Raw genomic sequence first — 23,081 nt, forward strand, 5'->3', positions numbered from 1 at the left:
GATAAAATATTATCCCTTTTATATAACGATTCCGTTGCAGTGATCTACTTCATGCTGGATGATCTGGGCTGTCCAGCCGGTGTATTTGCCATGCTGTTTCCTGAAATTGCTATCCAGGTAATCCACTTCAATCTCTTCGTATCTCGTGCAGGGTCTCACACCTTCCAGTGACAGACATCCTTCCTCTGTCTGGTACGGACGCAGCTTTTTCGTGATCACCGGATTGATCATGGCAAACTGAAACGGGCCTGCTGCCACTGCAATAATATTTTTCCGAACCCCTATCATATTTGCCGCCATTCCGACACAATGATCCAGATTCGCTCTCAGAGTATCCAGCAGATCTGTCACTACCTGTGCGTCCGCCTCCATGGCATTCTCGGATTTCTGTGCAAGAAACATCGGGTCTCTCATAATTGTTCTAATCATCGTCATATTCCTTCACGTTTCCTCAGTTCCAGCCCTTCCATACCTCCGGGCAGTAACCAATCGTAGACTGTTTTCCGTTTCTGACAATCGGTGTGCGGATCACCGATGGATTCTCCAACACCTTTGCCAGCTTGTCCTCTTCCGCAATGTACTTAATAAGCGCCAAGGTGTCCTGATCCTTCCCTTCCCAGTTGACCATGTTCTCCAGGCCGCCGTTCGCCTGCGCAACGGAAGTAAACTCTCCCTTGCTCATGCCTTTTTCCTTCATGTCGATGAATTGGTATTTGATGCCGCGCTCCTTGAAAAAACGCTCGGCCTTCTTTGTATCGTTGCACTTTTTTGTGCCAAAAATCTGGATGTTCATTTGAATCTCCTGCTATCTTATTCCATACTTCTCCTGCATTGCATTCATTACTTCCGGATCATCTAATGTTGCAATCTTGTCTGCGTCCCCTCCGGCATGGTGATCTTTTCCTTTTTGTTCCAGTATTGAGCTGCCTGTTCAAATTGTTCGTGGGTCATAATGCCATCTCCATACTCCTGAAATTCACACTTTTATTCCAGAAAAACTTAATAAAAACCTGTTCTGTATATTCTTTTAAACTTTTGCGTCAAGTCTTCGCCTTCCGTCTCGAAAGCATGCCTTACGGCCTTATTATATACCAGTTTCCCCGTTTCGACATCATATTTTCGGATTCTGCTGTTATATACGAAGACCAGCCGATTGCCCCTCAATAATATTTTTTGCAAGCGTTTGGTAATCACTCCCTGATGTGGAATAGGTTCCAATTCCCCTCTATATTGCCACTCTCCGTTGGCGAACCGAAATAAAAATACCCCGGCCCTCAGTCCTCTTGCCACCAAAACTAACACCATACCGCTGCAGTCAAAAACAGCCCCGCTCATGTATGTCAAAAACATTCTGGAACAGCTGCAACTGTTTGCTGTTCTATCAATAATATTGACCTTCCTGCCCTCGCGGACAACCTGCCACTTTCCATCCTCAGAGGAAGCCAGTACCTTCCGATGCTTAACATTTGCCTTGGGCTTTTCCCCCTTATTATCCGCCAATAATGTTACAGGAATCGTATCCGTCCGAAAAATCATGACTTGATCTTTATTTATCCCAAAGGTATTGATAAAAGTCTGTACCCGCTCCAGATCTCCGGTTCCATAACAGCCAAAGAACCATTGCATCCGGTTCCTGTCTTTATTACACTTTATGATCTCTGCAAAATAATCCCAGTCCACCGGATACAGCGAATGCCCTATGGTGACTATCTGCCGGATATCCGCTAATCCATCAAAAAAAGGCTGATTGCTCTGAATGATCTCCTTACATTTTTTCGTCAATGTATCATCAGCCTCCACGACCATCTGCAAAGCGATCTGCTGCACATCGTATAATAGCTGGGCATGCTCATCCAGATTATCGACTGCAGAGTAATCATCTTCAAATTCATAGGCCGCATCATTAGCTCCCGGAATATGCCCCAGAATCAACCTTTGCCGTCCCCTTCCGGTCTTCTTCCGACAGCCATGGATATAGCAAATATTCCCGGCATCCGCGCCATACAAATCTTCCACGAATCCCGTATAATTAAAATTTAATACTTTCCCGTCTTTGATCACATTGCATAACGGTCTGTCATTCGTATTGGTATGCAGACTGCCGATCCATTTACGGAACCGGTCCATTAATTCCGTTGACATGGAAATAATCGGCTCCACCACCATTTCTGCGGACATATAGATCTCGGCCGCACCTGCATCCTCATCGTATGCCCCATTTATGTCCAGAAAATTATCTATGATATACGGCTGACACATAGCCTCTATGTTGATTTTCCCCAATGCCCCTTCAAAATCCGCCCACAGGTCATCGGTTTTCAGATATTTTTCCAGATAAAACCGGACCGTACTTCTTTTTCCCAGAGTCCTGCTGAAATCGTAATAGCTGGATCTGACGCCATGTAGCATATCAAATCCGTTGCCAATCACATAAAGAGAACCCTCCTTAACAGATTCCCCCATCTCTTCCAGAGATAACAGATTCCATTCTTTCAGATTCTCTTCAAAATTTTGACTGCTTTGAAATTCTTCGTTGGTCATATATAATTCTTCTTATCCTCAAGACATACAGCTTTTGATCTTATCAATCAGTGTCACATCCGCCGGAAGCCACTGTACGGAATCCAGTTCTTCCTTCGTCAGCCACCTGGCGGCTTCCGCCTCAAAAAAAGTAAATGTCAAATTTTACGCCTTGACTAACTTTTTATGAGTAAGCGCCAAATATTCCCGCGGCTAGCCCAGAACCACCTCTAAATCCATAATTATAGTTAGACTATTTCACTACAACAACTACAATTATGGAGGACAACATCATGGCAAATATCCGTAAACCCCGTGTTCCCAAAGAGGAACAGCTGAAACTTATCAATGAATGCCGCTCCAGCGGCATGACAGATATCGACTGGTGTCGTGAGCACGGCATCGCTGTCAGCACCTTTTATTACTGGATAAAACAGCTTCGCAAGGAATCAGCTCAGATCCCGGAACCAGCTTATGGTCATTCTGAGAATCCCCGTCCCAGACTGGATGTGGTTCCCATTGATATCATACCGGAACACTTTTCGCTGCAATACAACGATCCGTTCCCTGATACTTACCATACTTTAGAGATAATTCTTGGCTCTGCTACGATCCGGGTCTCTGATAAGACGGATCCGGAACTGCTGTCCCGAACCCTGCAGATCCTGAAGGCAGTTGTATGTTAGGCGATATCTCCGGACTGGAACGGATCTACATTGTCTGCGGCTATACCGATATGCGCAAATCCATTGACGGCCTCTGTGCCGTGGTGGAAGATCAGCTGAAACTGGATCCGGCATCCAGTGCGCTGTTTCTGTTCTGCGGCAGGCGCAGAGACCGGATCAAAGCCCTGTTCCGTGATGCTGACGGTTTTGTACTGATCTATAAAAAGCTGACGGTACATGGAGGATACCAGTGGCCAAGGAAACAGTCCGAAGTCAGAAATCTGACCTGGAGAGAGTTTGACTGGCTCATGTCCGGTATCGATATCGACCAGCCAAAGGCTCTGAAACCGGAATAAAAACATGCACAGAAAAATGCCTGTAAACAGCATATTTTCAGCATTTTTCAGGGGTGATTATCCTTTAGGAAAACTGCTTTTTCTGGTATAATAAAGGTATCAGAACCAAGGAGAAAAAGCATGGCTTCCAGTGCAAAGGACATTCAGCTGCGAGAGCTGATGGATACCGTTTCACAACTGAAGACAATGATGGCTGAACAGACAGAGCTGATCCGTTCCCTCAGAACAGTCATTGATGAAAAGACTGCCCATGAAGCAGTGCTGCAGGAACAGGTGGACTATCTGACGAAGAAGCTTTTCGGCACCTCCAGTGAAAAGACACACTCTGACATCCCGGGACAGCTCAATCTGTTCAACGAGGCAGAGGCAGAACAGGACCCTTCCCTTCCGGAAGAAGACTGCATTGAGGAACCCAGCCCCAGAAAGAAAAAGGCGACCCATGCAGAACTTTTCAAAGGTCTTACGGTACATAAACAGGTGATACCTCTGGCAAAGGAAGATAAGATCTGTCCGGTATGCGGTACACCCATGGAACGCATCGGGGAAGAATACGTCCGCAGGGAGCTGGTATTCACACCTGCCAGATGTGAGATCTATGAGTACTATACGGAAAGCTATGGCTGTCCCAACTGCAAGGATGGAAAAGGTGATACCGAAAAAGCTGTGATCATCAAATCCAAAGCAGCACCGGCACTCATTGGGAAAGGTCCTGCTTCCCTTTCTACAGTTGCATGGACGATCTACCAGAAGTATGCGAACGGCATGCCACTTTACCGTCAGGAGAAGGACTGGAAGGAATACGGGGCAGCCATCAGCCGTACGACCCTTGCAAACTGGATCATCTACAGTGCGGAACATTATTTCCGTCCACTGTACGATTACTTCCATCGTCAGCTTCTACAGAGGGAGTTCCTCATGGCAGACGAGACCCGGGTACAGGTCCTGAAGGAACCCGGGCGGAGTGCTGAAAGCCAGTCATTCATGTGGCTGTTCCGCACCGGGGAAGATGGTCAGCCTGTCATTCTTCTATACGGATACACTCCGACAAGAAGCGGAAACAATGCGGCAGACTTCCTGGATGGCTTTCAGGGTTATCTGGAAACCGATGGCTACCAGGGCTACAATAAAGTGTCCGGCATAAAGCGCTGTTCCTGCTGGGCACATATCCGCAGATACTTCGTGGATGCCATTCCGAAAGGAAAACAGCTGGATTACAACCAGCCGGCAGTACAGGGTGTCCACTACTGCGACCGTCTGGCAAGACTGGAAAGCACCATTACCAGCAAATGCGGGACGGATTATGAAAAACGCAAACAGATGAGTCTCGAGAAGGAAAAGCCGGTTCTCGAGGCCTTTTGGGCGTGGGTCGACAGTCAGAATCCCACCCGTAACACTCGCCTGGACAAGGCGCTGACCTATGTGAAGAACCGTCGGGAGACTTCCATGACTTATCTGGAAGACGGACGCTGCAGCTTCACCAATAACCTCAGTGAAAATACCATCCAGCCGTTCACGGTCGGTCGCAAGAACTGGCTGTTCAGTGACTCTGTGGAAGGTGCACAGGCCAGTGCCATTACATACACGATGGTGGAGATGGCGAAGGCACACAACTTAAATATCTACGGTTACCTCAGCTATGTTTTGGAGCAAAGGCCGGATGAAACCTGGAGTGATGAGCAGCTTGCAGAACTGGCACCCTGGAGCGAAAAACTCCAAACTCTAAAAATATGAGAATGAATTTGTAGTAAAGTGTTCCAACTCAAAATGAGTTGGGGCAAATTTATAGCTACCGTTGGATTATTTGGCGCTTACTTTTATGATACACCCTAAAAGGTCCAAAAAATATTAATTTTTAGAGCAATTTAAAGCGCATCAATCATTTGCCTCACACTGACCGCAGTTCTAACCGGATAAACACCATCCAACAGTATCGGAATAAACGAGCAGATACTACAGTCGAACAACGGCTGGCCAAAAATGGCATTTCTAGATGATCATACGTAATCACCAAACAACCATCGCATAATTTAACATTTCCTTAATTTTTCCATGTACATTTAAAATTTTTCTTATGTTTTTACTCTTACAATTATAACCAAGAAACTTGTCAGTGATTTTCGTCCCCCTAACACCTCTCATATATAAAATGCATAAGTAAATATATATATTTTGCTGTATTCTGTAATAAATTTTCTGTATGTAAAATTTCATTTATAATGATACTCTAATGCTGTTGTTTTCAAAAAATCTTCAAGTAGAACCGTGAAATATGTTGATTATATATTTTAGGTTCTTTACCATACAGTCTTCTTCCATGCATAGTTCTCCTTGTTTCTTAACTATATTAATAATAAAAAATCTCCCTCCCTATATAATCAAGTGTTTTTCCTTTAAAATCAAGGAAATTTTTATGGGTTACTCTCAGCAGAATAAGCCATAGGAATGGATATTTTTCCGTATCTGGTACAAAAGTAGAATTATAGGGTATACAAAATAAAACGTCTTCCTTTTTCGCTTTACATGGCCTTGTGTATGCCCTTACTTCTACGGCGACGTACCTCCCGTGTCTACCAGGATCATCTCACACTTTCGGAGAGTCCTAACTTCCTTCGTTCCGCCTATCCATATCCAGGGTGCCGGCTTAGCTCCTGTAGACAGCATTCAAAAAAAGTTTGTCATATTAGCTTCTAACCCCCTTCTCTTTGTCTAATCGTGTTCTTCACATGCTCTCATCTTCTCATCAAAAATTGTTTCTTCAATTACCCTTATGCAAGCATCCGTGTCTTTCTTTATTTCATTGCCCCAGAACCGAATCACAGTCCATCCGAGAAATAATAATTCCTTATTGATTTCGTCATCCCTCTCACGGTTTCTAGATATTTTGCTGATCCAGAAGTCACTGTTATTGCTTTTTTCTAACCGCGGTTTCAAAACTTCCCAATCTTTTCCATGGAAAAATTCTCCATCGCAGAAAACAGCAATCTTATACTTGGTTAATACAATGTCCGGCTTTCCTGGAAGCTCTTTGTAATTTTTGCGGTACCGATATCCTCTCGCCCACAAGGCTTTTCTAAGAATAACCTCTATTTTTGTATCATTCGACTTGATATGCTGCATATTCTTTTTGCGCTGTTCTGGTGTTAATACGTCCGTCATAACAACACTCCCAATGAACAAATGTCAACTGTGTCAAGTTTTATTTCTAACTTAATTTCCTTACATAATTTTCTCCGACAAACCGTCATTTAACGGCGATGTTAACACGGCTGCCCCTTGAACATTTTAATAATCTGCTTCTTCCCTATCAGGCATTATCTTTTAAGCTTCTTCATTCATTTTGGGCTGAGGTCTTATTATCTCTAATAGTCTAAAACTATCCATTTCTATATATTTTACTTTATCAATAATAAAATGTCCGCTTTCCAACTGCATACTAATGAAGTGAAAGAAATCAATACCCAGCAAATTTATTTTCACCTTATGCATGATGAATATAATTTTTTATCAATGCTTCTTTTTCATTTTCGGATGACCAATGCTGTCCCACATGTACAACTATAATTGCATTCTTTCTTATCTCTTCCTTCCCCCACGAAAAATGTAATCGTTTGTCACTATGCTTCTTCTCAATCTTAAAATGCGGAATACATGATATCTCTGTATGAAACTCTCTGTTTTTCTCGTCTTTCAATAATATTTTCTTTTTGAATGTTCCTGATTCATTACTTCCTTTTCCCGAGCACGTAACACCAGACTTTGCCTGTAGTACCTCCAATAATTCCTGTTCCGAATATTGTTTTCTTTCCTCATCCATTAATTCATCTAACGTTTCTAACGCATTTATTATATCAAGTTTATTGTCCTGAAAAGATCCTATTTGTTCAGCATGTATAAATGAATCTTCCGTAAACATAAGATTGGGAAAGCATCTTTCACTCCATTCATACAAATCATTATATGTAAAATCATTTATCATTTGTAAATATACTTTGGGAAGGTCCTCCATTTTTTCTGCACAAAGCATTCTTTTCTCTTCTTGAAATCCACTTTTATCAAACGTTACATAACCAACCTTATCTTGAGAAAACAATTCTGTATAAGATTCATCTACACCTGATGTTTGCAATACTATCTGCCTTAACAAATCTATTTCATGCTTTCCCTGTTCGAACAAGTAGTCATAAATCGTTTTTCCATTTCTGTCCTTTGTTGTATAAAAATCATTCGGAATAAAAAATTTATCACCATTACTTTTGATCCTATCTATAACCAGATCTACATGATTAATATTAACCTCATTTAAACTTACTATATTATTTAGTGGGCTTAAAACGAATTTTACTGTTTGCATAATTTTATCTTTAGTAACTCCCTTAAATCTTCCATCGATTGATCAAAAAACTTAGCAGGCCAACTTGACAGTTCCCCTACATCATTTACTGTAATATTTTCATGCTCATATCTTCCACCCGATCTACTAAAAAAAATAATTCCCATCTCTTCATTATGACCAGTATTTGCCATCTCAATTCTGCATCCATCGATAATATGTTCACTATGTGTTTCGATCACAATTTGAACACCATTTTCTGCAATTAATGCTAAAAATTTTCCTAACATTGACTGACTATAAGGATGAAGATGTGCTTCCGGATTTTCTATTATAATCAATGCATTTTTTTTGGTGGTCGCTATTAACGCTTGGACAATTATAGGGAGCACATATGTTACGCCAAATCCAGTCGCTGTAGCCCCAAAAAAATCTCCCCCTGTATTGTATTCAACAGACGCAATCCCTTGAGATACATTTACTTTTGTAGAAATCTTTGTATCAGGAACAATAATTCCCAACCACTCTTCAACATTTGCTGAGAATCTCTTAATTTTGGCAATTTCGACATCCCTCGGTAATGAAATATCCGGATTGCTCATAAGCATTTTATCCATTTGCTCTATGACATATATTACATTTTCTCCATGTATTCCAACATAACATGAATCATTATATATTTGATTTGCGAGTCTTGGTCCAATTCTTTCTGCATTCAAATAATACAATTCTGTTTTAATTAATTCCTTATTGCCTTGGACATCTAACACCATCTCTTCAGTCTCATTTACAGAGTAATTTAAGATCCTTTCTACACCATCTACCGTTGTCTCAATAGAAAAGCCGCCGGTAACACTTTCGGGAGAAATCAGATTCAATGCGACCCCTAAGTTATTCCCCATAACATTTAACGTATTTATGCTTGACATTTTTTTACCCAACACAAGATATTGCATTAATAATGCCTGTATAACTGATGATTTTCCAGCACTATTTTCCCCTGCCAATATAGTTAGTTTTTTCAAATCCGATTCAAACGATCTATGACATTTATAATTCTTTAGTTTAATATGCTCTATTCTTCCGTTACACATCTATCGATCACCTCTTGAATAATTTCAAAATTTAACAAAACATTTGATCTATCTCCTGTTCCCCCAGAAATTGATTTATCAAATTTTTTATCTTGAAGTTGAACTGCTAAGGTTTTTATTGCACGCTCCCTGCACATGTCTAAATTCATATTTTGATACTTATCATTTGCCAGCACAACTGAAACCGACATAAACAAAGCCTTATTAATTAAATCTTTTTTTACACGAACTTCTCCGTTTTCTTCATAAATTTTCACAAATGCATATTTTCCAAACAATGCTTTACATCGCTTCATAGAAGTTTTAAAAGCTGTAAAAATTTCTTCCAACTGATTATCATCCAGTCTGGCTAATTCTCCTATTTCATCATCCAATAATTTTGAAATTTTGGAATAGTAATAAGGCTTTAAACATCCCTTCTGATAATCATATAATCTGTATAATGCAATAAATCGCAAAAATAGTTCTTGTGAATCCATTCGGATGTCATTTATTTTATGCCTTGTTGCTTCCAAATACTCCGTACTGCTTACACCTGTCTCTAAATAATCTCGAATCCTCTGTGTACAGATAGCATTTCTCATCTCTTGAAGAGTCAGGTTTACTCCTCCAGTGTTAATCCTTCTAAAAATATCATAAATTACCCTATGTGGAGATCTCGCATCCAAAATATTAATTGCAAGCTGAGTCCTATATATTCTTTGTTGATACTTAATATCCAATTCACTAAATTTTCTTTTTCCACATATATCATTCAAATATTCCAAATTGCTAAGCCTAAACCCATCATTTATGTACTCAAAAATCGTCAATAGTCTTTGCTGACCATCTATTACTTGAAATAGACTGTCTTCGTTTTCATAAAAATAAAATGCAGGAATAGGGATTCGTAGCATTAAGGATTCAATTAGTAATGACTTTCTCCTTAATTCGTTCCAAACAGGTTTTCTTTGAAAATTTGGATTCGTATCCAGTAATTTTGATTGATATAACTCATATATGTATTTTACCGATAACATTTGCTGGTCAATTCGAATTTTATCAGCATCAAATGGCTGTTCATTCCCCCCAACATCATCATCTGAATCGTCCTCTAATTCTCCACTTCCTTCAATTCCCAATGATTCCTCTATTAGTTTCTCAACATTCATAAAATTAGCTTTCCACTTCTCTTTTTTTGCAAAACCAAGAATCGGAATAGAATTATCATTTTCTGAACACACGAACCATATATCATCCGGTTCAATGTTATATCTATTTATAATCTCAGATGTGAAATATATAGACATTTCCTCTTTATTGCGTTTAGCATAATAGCATGCTAATTCAACCTCACGGTTATCATTTAAGATTTTAAATTTTATCTTGTGTTTAATTTCATCTTCTGGCGTTGAAAAGTTTCCTTTCCCAATCATTAAAATCAGTAATTCTCTAATGTCTTTTTTTACATTAAAGGTTGCACGCTTTAATTCACTTTCAGTAATAGTTGTATATGCCCCCGCCGAAACAGAATACAAATCACATAAATTCTTAGTAAATACTCCTGTATCACTCATTAATCTCACACCTCTTTTCTTCTAAATGAAGGCACTCGCTTATCATAGAATTAGCAAGTGCTCTTATAACTGGCACTGCCACCGAATTACCAAACTGCTTATATGCCCTTGTATCTGATACCGGAATAATAAATTCTTCCGGAAATCCCTGTAATCTTGCACACTCTCTCGGAGTAAGCTTACGTGGTCTCATCCCCTTTCCTTGGTCTATCAGAATTTCGCTTCCATCTTTGTAATATCTCGCGCTTAATGTATTTGTATACTCCGATTTTGAAGTAAACAATGAGTATCCAAATCCATTGCCCTTCCTTTTGTGTTCCTCTTTTCTTCTTTTGTGTCCTTCATACAGTCTCTCACTAATTGTATATTTAGGATCAACCTTTTTTTCCAATATATCCCCTAAACATGTTTTTGTCTTTGGAGGAACTGGGAATTTAAACTCATATTCACCCCGTATGTTATAATATCTTTTATCGAAACCAACAATATATATTCTTTCTCGATTCTGCGGAACTCCAAAATCACCAGCTCTTAGCACGGCAGAAGAAACCGAATAATCCAATGCTCTCAGATGTTCTTCTATAACCCAGTATGTTCTTCCATTATCATGCCCCTTTAATTGTTTTACGTTTTCAAGAAGGAAGGCTTTCGGTCTTTTTTCACTAATAATACGTTCAATATCAAAAAAAAGCGTTCCCCTTGTATCCGAAAATCCCTTATGCAAACCTGCCTGAGAAAATGGTTGACAAGGAAATCCTCCAAGAAGTATGTCAAAATCTGGAATGGTTTTTTCATCCACTTCAGTAATATCTCCTGCTATTTCTCCCCCAAAATTTATTTTATATGTTTTTTGCGCAAAAGGATCCCACTCTGAAGTGAATACACATTTCCCTCCCAATTCTTGAAAAGGTATTCTAATTCCTCCAATTCCCGCAAAGAGATCAATGTATCTAAAGCAAGGATCTTCTATTTCATTTCTATATGGCGTATATGTTGCAAAATTCATTATCTTCTCATACTGGCTTTTGGGTAATTTCTCATCCCCCGCTTCCCACTTTCTCCAAAGTTTATCCCCTTCTTTTCCTAAGCCTATGGCATCAGACATTTCTTTTACAGAAAGCCCCAACTCTTCTCTATGTGCTCTTATTTTTTCAGCCTGTACCATTTATTTGTCTCCGTTCTGTTGCTTTCTTATTAATTCTTTTAATTCTTCCGGTTTCATAGGCGGATTTGTTCTATGTAACATTGCATGACAATTCGGACACACCGGAATAAGATCCTTCACGGGATCTAGATAATATTCTCTTCCAAATGATGAAACCATTTGTATGTGATGCACATGTATAAATTTATATCCAATTTTTCCATATTTATCCTCAAAATCAAACCCACATATTTTGCATAAATACCCATTTGCTGCCAAGCATAATTCTCTATTAGCCGGATTGCGTTCGTATTTGTTTGTTAAAACCTGTGAAACTTTTCCTTCTAAATATTTTTGTTCATTATCTACGTCCTCCAATGTAAGCAAAGCCATCATTAAGCCCACAGCAAGTTTTGACCATTCAATCAAATAATCTTCAGATGCCTTATCACCTTCATCTAAAATCTGTGTTGCCCTTAATTTAAACTGCTTCCAATCATCCCTCCAGAAATCAGAATCAGCTTCATTACGACGGATTTGATTTAAAATAAAATCCGTTTTTGCTTTTTTCTGAAACAAATGAACATATTCAACAAAAACATGTCTTTTTGCTTCATCTGCATTTTTCATTTCACAAAGCATACGAGCTGCATATTTCTGAGGAAAAATCTCTATAATCATTCTTACTGCCTGTTTTATTGTAATTGTAATCTCAAATAATTCCTCCAAATCATTTTCTGGAATTATTGTATAAACAAGATCTGTAAATACATCTTTACATGATACTTTAAATGGAATATCATACAAGTCCTGAAGCGATTCTTTTATCTTTTGGCAAATATTATCCATTCTTATTCATCATCCTCTTCCGGATCCGGTAGATCAGCGACTAATTTCTTTAGAACCCTCGAAACAATAATTCTCATTTCTTCATAATGTTCCTTATCAAGTTCATTTATTGTGTTTAATTCAGCTTCTGATAATGCCCATAATAAAGCATCCATTCCTGTCACCATAACATTCTGTGTTAAAACAGGAGAATATACCTTTTGATAATATGGATGACTCTGATTTATCAATACGGCATGTTTTCCATCAACTAACGCCGGCATCCACAGCTGTCCATACTCCAGGTCATCCTTCGGAATTACTCGTGTTTGTCCTGTTTTCTGTGAATGGACAACAGCTAACTTATGTGAAAATGTTCCGTTCGGATTTGTAATCTGAACTTCATTTGGAATCTCTGTTTCAGTTACCTTTGCCCCTTCAACTGTTTTTGCCTTTTCCTCAATGTTTCTATTAGACTCAGCATGTGCGTCACGCTTTTCAGCACGTTGCAAAACATTCTTCGCAGTTCCATGTCTGTATCTATCCTCAGCAGCTCTTCTGGGTGCAGGAATAAATTTCGTTTTTATATGATCCACTATTTCTTCAGCCGGAAGAATACGTGATTTTTTTTATATCAACATTAAAAGCAGCATCCAATTCATGATCAAACGAAAACTCCACTCTCAATAATGATCCATGAGGTTCATTAATAAACATTCCCAGCCAATCACCATAGTGAATTAGTCTATTCTCACGATACACATAAAATCCTTGCATATCATTGCTAATACGAGCATCCTTCATCGCCTTCGAAGTAGAAAAGCTATCTTTATTTGGCAGCATAAATGCACGCATTGTGAAACAAGGACATGTTCCATCTGGCATATCAACCTCAACCGTATCTTCTGCTAATAATTCCGTTAATTCTTCTTTCCTTGCAAACGGATCCCACGCCTCAATATTCACATCATTTATAGTTATATTTACATTAGCAGCCCGATTATCATCTTGATCAAGAAATCGTTGATATACCATAGACACATGAAACTGCAATTGGTCAATCTTTCTATTCAATGCATTTCTTGCTGAACCAATCGCATTATAACTTTTTAACAGTCGGTCAACGCGTTCCCATACAATCAGCGTTCCCGTTCCATTCTTCGATGTTGTATCTAAAAGAATCTGTTCTTCTTCAGAAACTTCCGGAAGTTTAAGACTCCACTCATGCGAAGAAGCTACAAAATCTAAATCCCATTGTGCTTTTCTTGTAATGTTATCCTCAGCTCTAGACACTACTGACAGTGCTCGGCAAAATGCCGTAGATGCCGTTTTTAATCCTAATCCAAATTTGCCGAGACTACTTAAATCATCTCTGACCTTAGATCCATATGTCATCGCATTAATGAGTCCCTCCATATTCATACCATCACCATTGTCAGCGATATAAACTGTAATCTCTCCTTTAGGGTTCATATTAATATGAATATCTATTTGTGTAGCATGAGCCGCAATTGAATTATCTATAATATCTGCCATTGCGGTATTAAAGTTATAACCTGTATCTCTAAGTCCTTCAATAACTCTTTCTGGATCTGGAGGACATACAACCGGATCCTGGGTTCCCATACCCCCTATTGGACTTATCGATCTTATAGTTTTGATCATATTTCTATTCTCCCTTCCTCGTTGGTGATATTACCAATGCAGCAATCAAATCTTTTTTATTTTGTTCTCCTTCTGTACCAACTACGGCCACATCAGACATTTCTCTTTTCTTCTCAATTCTTTCATTTACAATTTGCTCAATTGTATTTTCATAAAACAAACGATAGATAAAAACATTTTTTGTCTGTCCCCGGCGATAAGCTCTCGCAGATGCCTGATCCTCCAATGCCGGATTCCATTCCAAATTATAATGAATAACATGATTTGCTGCTGTTATGTTCAATCCGGTTCCCGCAGCTCTTGGATTCAATATCAAAAGAGCGCTTCCCTCATACTCTGTAAACTCATCAATAATAATTTGTCTTTTTTCCACCGAAGTAGAACCATTTATCTTTTTCACAGGAATACCAAAGCGAGCAGGAATATCCTTTTCTAAAATTTCAAACATCTTTTGATATGAAGTAAATAAAATAACTTTTTCTTTTAACTGAACAATTTCATTAACGATTTCACACATTCTTTGATATTTAATTGAACTCCTATATATATCTCCTTTGAAATCTTCTCTGCAAATTGCAGGGTGTGTACAAAACATTCTCAATTTCTGTAAAGTCGCAAGTTCCAATCCACCCGTCGCTGACTGCTCCCATATTTCCTTTCGATAATCTTCATATTTTATTGCTTCTATTTCTGACATACCCAGCGGTTGTGGTATAATTACCTTCTCGGGTAAATCTGTTGCCACATTACATACTCTCCTCCTAAGCATTATAGGAGACAACAACGGTTCCACCTTATCTGCACCACAAATATCATCTGAAATATACTCTTTATATTCCAACTCGCTCCCCAGACTTCCTGGCAGAACAAAGTCCATTAGTGACCAAATATCTGTTACATGATTTTCAAATGGCGTTCCTGTAACTGCTATACAAGTTTCCCTTGGAATTTTTTTGACAAATATTGTTCTATCACTATGTGGATTTTTTATATTCTGTGCTTCATCAAGAACAACAAGTTTCCAATGAATCATTGTTAAAAGAGAATTATCTGTAACCACTGCACTATATGACATAATTACAACATCATTTTTTTGCAGCTCTTTATATCTTCCAGTTCTTGATGGGCCGTGATGAATAGCAACTCTTAATTCTGGAGCAAACTTTTCACATTCTCTCTTCCAGTTTTGTAATAATGATACCGGAGCAATAACAAGCACTGGTGTTTTGCATTGGTGTTTATATTCAAGTATCACAGCAATAACTTGAAGTGTTTTTCCGAGCCCCATTTCATCGCCTAAAATGCACCCACCACTTTCATTGAGCATATACATCATCCAAAAAAAACCTTTTTTTTGATACTTGTATAATGTTGCATTCAATCCATGCGGCAAATCACCTGACATATCAATTGATTTATTCAATGAATCAAAACTAACATTATTCTGCAATGTCGATGCTATCAATGAGTCCGCATCCCTTAGTAATTTTATATACTGAGAAAGCGATATTTTCCCCTTTTCCTTTATTTGACATTTAGCAAACAATTTTTCAATTTGAGGAACTTCTCCGGTAACATAAAACCACTCCGAGTTTGTACAACACTGATCTACAATCACCCCCTGAATGATGTCTACAGACACCCTTTTATTTCTCCTGTAACAATACAATTCCAAAAAAATATCCCCTCTATCATCACTAAAAAGATCCACCCGAATATCGCTCCCAATCGTAGAAAATCTAACATCTGGAAATGCAGAGTGTATATCTTCACACTCATATTCTTCAGAAAAATTGCTAGGAAGACTATTAACTACCGCAAAAAGTTCCTCTGCATTTGGATGCAAAAGTTCATTTTCCGTTTGAAAAACTATATGATTACTTTCTATCTTCCAAGCACCTTTCATTTTTATTTACCACCAATCTTTGTTATACTGTTTTGTGATATGCTAATCTTGCTTCTTGTCGGTCCTTTAACTAATTCCGGCTCTTTATCTTCCCCTTTCCTACTTATAATTTCTTCTTCAAAAGCGATATCATATGTTTCTCCATCCATATTTGTTGTAAACGAACTAAGATTTCTTGTTAATCGTTTAAGCTGATCATCTGATCCATATGCATTAACAATTTCCCCCACATACCCTTGGCTTGCATTTACAAGGTTAAGCATACTCAAAACAACAGACAAATAAAAGTCTCCTCTATCTATTGTTTTTTGACCTGACCACCATGAATAATCTGTTGCAAATCTCCACAGCCTGCTTATTACTTTATCACCTCCGCTTTGATTGCCTAAGTCCTCCGTCAATAGTTGTTTCCCGTTATCAAAAAATATTATTTTGTCAGCAGCCGAAGCATTGTCCCTTAATTGTTTAGCGTACTCATCTCGCTTGTTATTTCCTCTGTCTGCAATGTGTTCAAAATACTCTTTATATTTAAAAAGTTCACTATATACACCGACGGCATATGAAGCCATAGCAAACCATTGATTCGGAACAAATATATTTTTTGAAGTAGAAGTTGTTATTACTGATGTAGCATTAAAAAATTCAATCTTCCAGTTATTACGATCTAAATATTCCTCATACGCATCCTTGAATTCACTTGTAAGTTCAACATCTTGCCACTTAAAATCTTCATTATAATGTATAGTTGTTTGTGTAATCAAAGACGATAAATCTTTTAAAATACAATTGTTTGTATTCAATATCTCTACTCCTTTTATAGATTTAAACAATTTCCTGACTGGCTGTTCAATATCCCTATCTGCTCAAAATTTCAATAGATTATAGACTTCTTTGATAATAGCATCAAACTCTATGATTATTAAAATATGAATCAAATTTATCTCTTATATTTATAATATTATGTCGAGTGATGTCCAGTAGCTTCCCAAGCTCTTTAAAGGCTTTGTTCCACCCAGAATATCCCAACGCTTTACTGCATTAAGATTGTATCCCAAAAGATAATATGACGCAATTAATCCAATTTGTTTTTATCCTTAGAATACAAATCCATTTTCTATTCCTCAATTCTTTCTCTGGCATTTGAAACCTAATAACATCATCCACACCATGTTTGAACTATAAATAATTGCCTCTATTATATTCAATGAAACTTTTTATCACCCTCACATTTTGTAACGATTATAGATCCCATACTATGTCTTTCAATCAAATATTCATTTTTCCATTCTATGGTCTACCATTATTTTCCAAAATCCTCTGTAAAAATTTATCATGCGAGGTCTTTTCCTATATCGTCAATTCAAACTAATACATATTTCATATTATAACATCATATACTTCTTCATAGAAAAAATCTTTATATTTCTAAATACAATTTTCCAGCAAAAGTCCTTATATAACTATTTCTGCGATATCCCAATGCCTAATATTTAAATTATACCATGTTAGAGTAGTATGTTCAAACGGCAATCGTCTTTTCTACCGACTGTATGGATAGAATATGCTCCCTCATAGGACTATCTGACATTTTTATCTTGTCACTCTTCTCAATATTGTTAAATATTATACATCCAACATGACTTACCTGAAATTATTTTCAAAACCGCTCATGGTCGCAAGACCATTACGAAATATCTTACCATGACCGATTTTAATGCTTCTAAACCTGTATCACCGAAAAGATATGTACCCTAAACCAGAACCTTGCAAATCCCTGATTGATACCTCGTCCGTGGCAGACAGAAAGATTCCAAGAAAGCAATAAAACACCGCCAAACGCATCTATCGCAAACTGAATAAAGAAACTAACGGCCTTGATTACTCTTACTGGCTTGTAACACAGTTATAGTATTCCATAAGTTCGAGATGTACCTTTGGTTAATTCTTAAAATCATAGTATCTATCACAGATTCAGCCATTGTTTCAAATTCTTTCCACCAATAATCTGTATTCTCCCCTAATCCATATGTATCTTCCATACGTATACAGAAATCTTTATTTTCTATACTGCCTTTCAAAAATTTACGATAATCAAGATATGCTGTAGGTAATTTATGTGCCACATCAAAACCATTTCCTAAAATATATAATCGTTTCATATTGCCCTTCCTCTATTAATTGTTTCTTTTTACCATTTCCTTTTGCACAATTTCATATATATCATTGTAAAAAAGCTGATCCCTTTTTTGTTCTCTATCCTCTTTTATAATATTCCTTGTCATAAAATATACGAAATACGCAAACATAAAATATGTCACCAACCAATATATTATATCAGCTATTATATTGTCGTTTTCAATTTGTAGATATGATTTAATGCCCTCTACCACAAGTTGACCAACCACTGCAATCAAAAAAGGAATCAAGAAATTATTTAATGTTCCCGATATTGAATCTTCATTTATTCTTTTTAAATTAATATATTTTTGATATTCTTTCAATTCTTCGTTTGATATTCTTAATATCTTTTCTTTTATATATTTTTCCCAATCACTAAAGGTATTGTATTTGGGATTAATATTGTATTTTTTTACTAATTTTTTTGAAATTTTATCATTACACAACATTTTATAGCGTAATATTTCTTCTTCATATTTAAAATCTAATTTATTTTCCCAATATATATCCAGTGAATTTTTCTTCATCTCTTCTCCTAACTCTGTTTTTAAGAATTCGTATATAACATCCTCTTAATATTTTCCGTGGTACTATTTATACTTATTTTACAATCTAAAAGCCCCTCATTATATATATGACAATTTATGACAAAATCTTACAAAAGATTTTTTGGAGATCAGGATAATTAAGCAGAACCTAATTAAGTAGAAATTTCAAGTTGAGTTACCCTATTGTGGGACTATGGGCTGAACTCACCCACCCTTCATCCCAACATCAACTCAGTTCACACAATACCCCTTGCGGCAAAACATATTTCACCGTCCCCTTGGCAGTATCCTCCATGCGGTCATAAAGCCGCCCGGCGCTCATGCTTTCGCCCTAGACCGTGTACGGGCTGTTCGCCACATATCCTACCGTACCCAGTCCTGCCAGTTCCACCCGGATTGCTTCTTTGTCATAGGTGTTGTCCGGTTCTTTGATTAATTTTACTTTCATTCCGGATTTGAAAAAATCCTGTCCGAAATAGTGATTTGTTCCTGCAACCGTAAAATATATCTTTGCCATATTTTAATATCCTCCTCGTCTTATCTGTTAACAAAATGAAATCTCTCTGATTCCTTCTTTGCGCTCGATCATAGTAAACAGGTTGTCCACTCTTCTGGCGCTTTTTCTTGCTTCCCGCTGTTTTGCCGCTTTATAATATGCCTTCTGACGTTTTGTACTCCGAGGCATCTTATGATAATCCTTGGGCATCATCTGTTTAAAATCATCATGTGCCCGAATATACTTCAGATACTTCATAATGGTGGAGGCTTCCGCCATATCTCCCTGCCTGTGATAAGGCACCTTTTCCACGTCTTCCAATGAAGTGCGCCCATTTGCATAATTACGATGCAGCAAAATAAAGTGCTGTTTATCCCGCTTATAAATTATTTTCCAACAGCCTGCATCTGTCCTGACATAGATTTTATGATCCTTTATATCTACATCCAGATGAAACAGATTTTTATAGTTCTCAATGCTGTCTCTCTCCAGTCCATAGAGGAATTCCATCCCATTACAACAGGCACATGGTCGATATCCCTTTGCTTCTGCATTCTCCCACAGCATTTGTTCCCGATTCCTTCTGTAAATCTTCCGTGCATATCTGCATTCCGGGCGATGATATACCTTACCGGCAGATCCTGCGCTTACAATTCTCATATCCATCTGTTGCTCCTTTCCCATCTTTTCGACGTCCTTTAATTCCTTCTGATATTTTTATTATCTATATTTTGCGTCCAATTTTCCGTACTTAATTATTCCCAAATAAAAAACGGCATCGGTTCGTTTCAGCCAATGCCGGTTTTTTGATATAATTGTGAACGCCTCTAAAAATTGTGTGCAAAACAATTTTCCCTAACTCAGTCCAAACTTTTCAAATATGCCTTCATCATAAATGCACAAAAGTAAGGAAAAGTATAAATCCCATTTGCATATCCCACGTTAAAGTCTCCAAGCTTAATTCCATGCTTTATATCGCTGTAATTCTCGTTCTTTATCAATGCTGTCAGAGACTTTGATCTGTCATTGTTAGATTTCACCTCTACCGGAATCAATTCATCCCGGGTTCTTACAAAGAAGTCCTCTTCCAGTGTCGAATTGTCTTTTTTGTAATAAAATAATCCCAATCCCTGTTTAACAAAGGCTTCTGCCACAAAATTTTCATATAGAGCCCCTTTATATACACCCAGGTTCTTATTTACCCTCAGATCTTCCTGGGCTTCCTCATCCAGTGCAGATATCAGCAGGCCGGTATCCGGATAATATAATTTATACTTGCTTTCATCAATATTACCCTTCAACGGCAGTTCCGGGAAAATCAGGCAATTGCATTCCGTAACAACTCCGGCATCTATCAGCCACTCAATACATCCCGTATACTCTCTGGATCTGGCATTTTTTTCAATTTTACTGAACTGAAATTTTTTATTTTCCTTTGCTAGCTGTGCCGGAACACTCCTATATACACTTATAATTTTTGCCTGATCCAGACCTTCTGCATATTTTCTGACATCTTCCTCATAATCCAACCGGATCTGCTCCTGTGTTTCCAGCGATCCGGAGAACGTACCTGTTTCCACATATCCCCTTACTACCTCCGGCATTCCGCCCAACACACAGTAGTCCAAAAACAAAGATTTGTATATATTCAGCTCCGTTTCGCTAAACGGCTTTAGATCAATCATATGTTTCCGAATGCTGTCTATCTGTTCCTCCCCATATCCTTTTGCCCATAGAAACTCTTCAAAATCCATAGAAAACATTTCATAATCTGTCTTATTACCTACACTGTTACTATGAATCTTTTTATAATTGATCCCCAACATAGATCCGCTACAGATAACATCAAATCTCCCATCCTGTCGAAATGCCTTCAATGTCGTTGCAACATCCGGATATTCCTGAATCTCATCAAATATTATAATTGTCTCCCCTGCAACAAACCGAATTGCAGGATTTGCCAAAGAAATATTTTTAATCACGGTAAATAGCAAATTTAACTTCCGTTTTGCAAAGGTAACTTCTTCTTGAATTATTTTTGCAAGATTAACTTCGGGATCAGCACCTTGAAAACAGAAATAAGTATTGCGAAGACAGCGCCAACTGGAAATTAGTATTGCAGGAGTGGACTTTAGTATTACAAACCGCTTGAAATAGGGCTTTTTAGCATGTTACTATACTCTTGAAGTCATATTTTACTGTATGCAAATAAGAAGTCGTCGCTTCGTTTGCATGTTTGCAAGGGAAACTTCCACCTCTGGGATATGGGTGACATGATCAGGAGATGACATTGGCAGTTTTACTTCAGCAGTTCAGGTTTTAGTATGATTTCATTAGCAGGAACAGCTTCCAGGTTAAGCTTAGAGGCTGTATCCGCGCCATAAAAGAAGCTGAATAGTTGATGTGCGGATCGATTATTCAGCTTCTTTCTTGTATAGGAGTTAATGTGACTCATCATCAGGTTGACTTTATCCTGTGTAAGAAAAGCAAATGATGTTTTCTTAGGAACAATCCTTCTGATGAATTCATGAGTTACTTCAATACTTCCTTTTTGATCAGGACGTTGCGGATCACAGTAAAACACATAGGTTCTGCGTCTTCCATCCTCATCAAACTCTATTGCCAGCGGATCCGTAAATTCGCTTCCGCGATCTGCTAAGATGACCTGGAACATCTCACAGAATTGTTCCCGCCCAAGTATCTCATAAAGATGGTTCACCGCTTCTGTTACCGACTTGGCTGTATTCGCTTCCCTAAGATATGCCAGCATAAGGGAACAGTTTCTAAAGAATACTGTAAGCAGCACCTTTGTGGAATCCCTGGTGCCTTCTACCGAATCCATTTCCACCACGTTGAAATCAGGATGTCCTTTCATAAAAGCTTCAAAATCTTCGTAGGTACGCCCGATATGGCATTTCTTATCGACACGTACAACCTTTTTGGATTTGCGTTTTTTATAACGCACTTTTCTTGGAAGATCTATATTTCCAGCAGAAAGTATGCCGGCATCTATGTAGTTATAAATGGTCCTTTCATCTACCATGATTTCTGCTGCATTGTTCATACAAATTTGATGAATCGACTGGCCTTGTCTGATAAGAGGCGAAAGGATGGCATCAAGCCGATCCAGTTCTTCTGGTGTTATATCGATACCCTTACGGGAATCAGAACGTGTCTCTTCGTATGTTTTATGAGCTTCCTTTGCATCATAGAACTGTTTGGCAAGAGTACAGGAACGTACCTGTTTACATGAATTGCAAACATAGGGTGCTTTCTTTAGACTTGAACATTTTTCCTCTTCAAAATCAGGACAATTGACCATGCACAAAGCACACTCAGAACAGTATGTTTTTCCGTGCCATAACCGATTAATAAACCCACAGCTATCTTCGCCACAGATATACTGCTTAGTGCATCTCTTTCTGTGTCTGCATGGATTATAGCCTCTGGAACGCGTACCAGTATTTCGATAATCAAGATGGGCTTTCACTTCTTTAGAAACAGTTGATGGATCCTTGCCTATCAGAGCGCCTATTTCAACGAACGTCTGCCCCTCTTTTAAAGCTTTCTGTATGGTAATGCGATCATCCAGTGTCAGATGCTTATATTTATAGGATGACATGTATTTATCCTCCTTAGTCTTGCTGCCATCTCCTGACACTACTGAAGTGATTACCATTATTACACAAAAAAGAAAAGGAAGATCATCTATTTACAAGACTATCTTCCATCTTCATGTTTGTATGACTTATTTCTGTTTTATAAAATATAAAAACCTTAGTAACTGGAAGTTAC

At 38.0% G+C, this 23,081-nt stretch carries 23 protein-coding genes; 3 read left to right on the plus strand and 20 right to left on the minus strand.

The window, feature by feature from the left end:
* Nucleotides 1-18: 18 nt before the first annotated feature.
* The 4 genes from DWZ61_RS03915 to DWZ61_RS20355 all read right to left on the minus strand — a co-directional run bounded on the left by DWZ61_RS03915 (nucleotide 19) and on the right by DWZ61_RS20355 (nucleotide 2,682).
* The gene (locus DWZ61_RS03915; protein WP_118537514.1) at nucleotides 19-429 is read right to left on the minus strand and encodes a peptide deformylase; all 411 of its coding nucleotides are present in this window, start codon (nucleotides 427-429) and stop codon (nucleotides 19-21) included.
* A 22-nt stretch (nucleotides 430-451) separates the two neighbouring features.
* Nucleotides 452-793: an arsenate reductase family protein gene (locus tag DWZ61_RS03920; protein ID WP_118537462.1), complete on the minus strand. Its 342-nt coding sequence runs from the start codon at nucleotides 791-793 to the stop codon at nucleotides 452-454.
* A gap of 206 nt (nucleotides 794-999) precedes the next feature.
* Nucleotides 1,000-2,541, minus strand: a complete 1,542-nt coding sequence (locus DWZ61_RS03925) for a bacteriophage abortive infection AbiH family protein (protein ID WP_118537463.1) — start codon at nucleotides 2,539-2,541, stop codon at nucleotides 1,000-1,002.
* An 18-nt stretch (nucleotides 2,542-2,559) separates the two neighbouring features.
* The gene (locus DWZ61_RS20355) at nucleotides 2,560-2,682 is read right to left on the minus strand and encodes a hypothetical protein (RefSeq protein WP_279220472.1); all 123 of its coding nucleotides are present in this window, start codon (nucleotides 2,680-2,682) and stop codon (nucleotides 2,560-2,562) included.
* 131 nt (nucleotides 2,683-2,813) lie between these two features.
* Here DWZ61_RS20355 and DWZ61_RS03930 point away from each other — a divergent pair, with 131 nt between their 5' ends.
* From DWZ61_RS03930 to DWZ61_RS03940, 3 genes are all read left to right on the plus strand, one after another.
* The gene (locus DWZ61_RS03930; RefSeq protein WP_118537464.1) at nucleotides 2,814-3,206 is read left to right on the plus strand and encodes a transposase; all 393 of its coding nucleotides are present in this window, start codon (nucleotides 2,814-2,816) and stop codon (nucleotides 3,204-3,206) included.
* On the plus strand, nucleotides 3,200-3,541 hold the full coding sequence (gene tnpB / locus DWZ61_RS03935) for an IS66 family insertion sequence element accessory protein TnpB (RefSeq protein WP_118537465.1): 342 nt from the start codon (nucleotides 3,200-3,202) through the stop codon (nucleotides 3,539-3,541). Before DWZ61_RS03930 ends, tnpB begins: the two co-directional genes overlap by 7 nt.
* 120 nt (nucleotides 3,542-3,661) lie before the next feature.
* A complete protein-coding gene (locus DWZ61_RS03940; RefSeq protein WP_118537466.1) occupies nucleotides 3,662-5,272 on the plus strand; it encodes an IS66 family transposase in 1,611 nt (536 codons plus the stop codon).
* 975 nt (nucleotides 5,273-6,247) lie between these two features.
* On the opposite strand, the gene DWZ61_RS03950 is transcribed toward DWZ61_RS03940, so the two are convergent.
* The 16 genes from DWZ61_RS03950 to DWZ61_RS04020 all read right to left on the minus strand — a co-directional run bounded on the left by DWZ61_RS03950 (nucleotide 6,248) and on the right by DWZ61_RS04020 (nucleotide 22,908).
* Complete coding sequence (locus DWZ61_RS03950; RefSeq protein ID WP_118537468.1) at nucleotides 6,248-6,697, minus strand: very short patch repair endonuclease; 450 nt, start codon at nucleotides 6,695-6,697, stop codon at nucleotides 6,248-6,250.
* 322 nt (nucleotides 6,698-7,019) lie between these two features.
* Nucleotides 7,020-7,892: a hypothetical protein gene (locus DWZ61_RS03955; RefSeq protein ID WP_118537469.1), complete on the minus strand. Its 873-nt coding sequence runs from the start codon at nucleotides 7,890-7,892 to the stop codon at nucleotides 7,020-7,022.
* The gene (locus DWZ61_RS03960; RefSeq protein ID WP_118537470.1) at nucleotides 7,880-8,965 is read right to left on the minus strand and encodes a DUF3696 domain-containing protein; all 1,086 of its coding nucleotides are present in this window, start codon (nucleotides 8,963-8,965) and stop codon (nucleotides 7,880-7,882) included. Before DWZ61_RS03960 ends, DWZ61_RS03955 begins: the two co-directional genes overlap by 13 nt.
* On the minus strand, nucleotides 8,947-10,521 hold the full coding sequence (locus DWZ61_RS03965) for a DUF262 domain-containing protein (protein WP_118537471.1): 1,575 nt from the start codon (nucleotides 10,519-10,521) through the stop codon (nucleotides 8,947-8,949). Before DWZ61_RS03965 ends, DWZ61_RS03960 begins: the two co-directional genes overlap by 19 nt.
* On the minus strand, nucleotides 10,514-11,686 hold the full coding sequence (gene dcm / locus DWZ61_RS03970) for a DNA (cytosine-5-)-methyltransferase (protein ID WP_118537472.1): 1,173 nt from the start codon (nucleotides 11,684-11,686) through the stop codon (nucleotides 10,514-10,516). Before dcm ends, DWZ61_RS03965 begins: the two co-directional genes overlap by 8 nt.
* Complete coding sequence (locus DWZ61_RS19905; RefSeq protein WP_207664170.1) at nucleotides 11,687-12,514, minus strand: HNH endonuclease; 828 nt, start codon at nucleotides 12,512-12,514, stop codon at nucleotides 11,687-11,689.
* Between the two features lie 2 nt (nucleotides 12,515-12,516).
* Nucleotides 12,517-13,089, minus strand: coding sequence for a hypothetical protein (locus DWZ61_RS19910; protein ID WP_207664171.1), 573 nt, complete (start codon nucleotides 13,087-13,089; stop codon nucleotides 12,517-12,519).
* A gap of 7 nt (nucleotides 13,090-13,096) precedes the next feature.
* Nucleotides 13,097-14,158, minus strand: coding sequence for an ATP-binding protein (locus tag DWZ61_RS19915; protein WP_207664172.1), 1,062 nt, complete (start codon nucleotides 14,156-14,158; stop codon nucleotides 13,097-13,099).
* A gap of 4 nt (nucleotides 14,159-14,162) precedes the next feature.
* The gene (locus DWZ61_RS03985; RefSeq protein ID WP_118537473.1) at nucleotides 14,163-16,064 is read right to left on the minus strand and encodes a DEAD/DEAH box helicase; all 1,902 of its coding nucleotides are present in this window, start codon (nucleotides 16,062-16,064) and stop codon (nucleotides 14,163-14,165) included.
* Nucleotides 16,065-16,066: 2 nt separating this feature from the next.
* Entirely contained in the window at nucleotides 16,067-16,864 is a 798-nt protein-coding gene (locus DWZ61_RS03990) for a hypothetical protein (RefSeq protein ID WP_118537474.1), read from the minus strand.
* Nucleotides 16,865-17,929: 1,065 nt separating this feature from the next.
* A complete protein-coding gene (locus DWZ61_RS03995; protein WP_118537475.1) occupies nucleotides 17,930-18,223 on the minus strand; it encodes an AbiH family protein in 294 nt (97 codons plus the stop codon).
* 15 nt (nucleotides 18,224-18,238) lie between these two features.
* Nucleotides 18,239-18,769 (minus strand): hypothetical protein, encoded by a 531-nt coding sequence (locus tag DWZ61_RS04000; RefSeq protein WP_118537476.1) that lies wholly within the window; start codon nucleotides 18,767-18,769, stop codon nucleotides 18,239-18,241.
* A 352-nt stretch (nucleotides 18,770-19,121) separates the two neighbouring features.
* Nucleotides 19,122-19,307, minus strand: coding sequence for an HIRAN domain-containing protein (locus DWZ61_RS20445; RefSeq protein WP_207664173.1), 186 nt, complete (start codon nucleotides 19,305-19,307; stop codon nucleotides 19,122-19,124).
* Between the two features lie 27 nt (nucleotides 19,308-19,334).
* Nucleotides 19,335-19,952, minus strand: coding sequence for a hypothetical protein (locus tag DWZ61_RS04010; RefSeq protein WP_145985584.1), 618 nt, complete (start codon nucleotides 19,950-19,952; stop codon nucleotides 19,335-19,337).
* A 194-nt stretch (nucleotides 19,953-20,146) separates the two neighbouring features.
* Entirely contained in the window at nucleotides 20,147-21,250 is a 1,104-nt protein-coding gene (locus tag DWZ61_RS04015) for an ATP-binding protein (RefSeq protein ID WP_243026347.1), read from the minus strand.
* A 335-nt stretch (nucleotides 21,251-21,585) separates the two neighbouring features.
* On the minus strand, nucleotides 21,586-22,908 hold the full coding sequence (locus tag DWZ61_RS04020; RefSeq protein ID WP_118537478.1) for an IS30 family transposase: 1,323 nt from the start codon (nucleotides 22,906-22,908) through the stop codon (nucleotides 21,586-21,588).
* Nucleotides 22,909-23,081: the final 173 nt, after the last annotated feature.

The organism is Clostridium sp. AF34-10BH (assembly GCF_003478095.1).
In the GTDB taxonomy this organism is placed as follows: Bacteria; Bacillota; Clostridia; order Lachnospirales; family Lachnospiraceae; genus Acetatifactor; species Acetatifactor acetigignens.

Coding starts and splice junctions, on each gene's coding strand:
- DWZ61_RS03915 (WP_118537514.1), bottom strand. CDS start 429: ATGATTAGAACAATTATGAGAGACCCGATGTTTCTTGCACAGAAATCC.
- DWZ61_RS03920 (WP_118537462.1), bottom strand. CDS start 793: ATGAACATCCAGATTTTTGGCACAAAAAAGTGCAACGATACAAAGAAG.
- DWZ61_RS03925 (WP_118537463.1), bottom strand. CDS start 2,541: ATGACCAACGAAGAATTTCAAAGCAGTCAAAATTTTGAAGAGAATCTG.
- DWZ61_RS03930 (WP_118537464.1), top strand. CDS start 2,814: ATGGCAAATATCCGTAAACCCCGTGTTCCCAAAGAGGAACAGCTGAAA.
- tnpB (WP_118537465.1), top strand. CDS start 3,200: ATGTTAGGCGATATCTCCGGACTGGAACGGATCTACATTGTCTGCGGC.
- DWZ61_RS03940 (WP_118537466.1), top strand. CDS start 3,662: ATGGCTTCCAGTGCAAAGGACATTCAGCTGCGAGAGCTGATGGATACC.
- DWZ61_RS03950 (WP_118537468.1), bottom strand. CDS start 6,697: ATGACGGACGTATTAACACCAGAACAGCGCAAAAAGAATATGCAGCAT.
- DWZ61_RS03955 (WP_118537469.1), bottom strand. CDS start 7,892: ATGCAAACAGTAAAATTCGTTTTAAGCCCACTAAATAATATAGTAAGT.
- DWZ61_RS03960 (WP_118537470.1), bottom strand. CDS start 8,965: ATGTGTAACGGAAGAATAGAGCATATTAAACTAAAGAATTATAAATGT.
- DWZ61_RS03965 (WP_118537471.1), bottom strand. CDS start 10,521: ATGAGTGATACAGGAGTATTTACTAAGAATTTATGTGATTTGTATTCT.
- dcm (WP_118537472.1), bottom strand. CDS start 11,686: ATGGTACAGGCTGAAAAAATAAGAGCACATAGAGAAGAGTTGGGGCTT.
- DWZ61_RS19905 (WP_207664170.1), bottom strand. CDS start 12,514: ATGGATAATATTTGCCAAAAGATAAAAGAATCGCTTCAGGACTTGTAT.
- DWZ61_RS19915 (WP_207664172.1), bottom strand. CDS start 14,158: ATGATCAAAACTATAAGATCGATAAGTCCAATAGGGGGTATGGGAACC.
- DWZ61_RS03985 (WP_118537473.1), bottom strand. CDS start 16,064: ATGAAAGGTGCTTGGAAGATAGAAAGTAATCATATAGTTTTTCAAACG.
- DWZ61_RS03995 (WP_118537475.1), bottom strand. CDS start 18,223: ATGAAACGATTATATATTTTAGGAAATGGTTTTGATGTGGCACATAAA.
- DWZ61_RS04000 (WP_118537476.1), bottom strand. CDS start 18,769: ATGAAGAAAAATTCACTGGATATATATTGGGAAAATAAATTAGATTTT.
- DWZ61_RS20445 (WP_207664173.1), bottom strand. CDS start 19,307: ATGGCAAAGATATATTTTACGGTTGCAGGAACAAATCACTATTTCGGA.
- DWZ61_RS04010 (WP_145985584.1), bottom strand. CDS start 19,952: ATGGATATGAGAATTGTAAGCGCAGGATCTGCCGGTAAGGTATATCAT.
- DWZ61_RS04020 (WP_118537478.1), bottom strand. CDS start 22,908: ATGTCATCCTATAAATATAAGCATCTGACACTGGATGATCGCATTACC.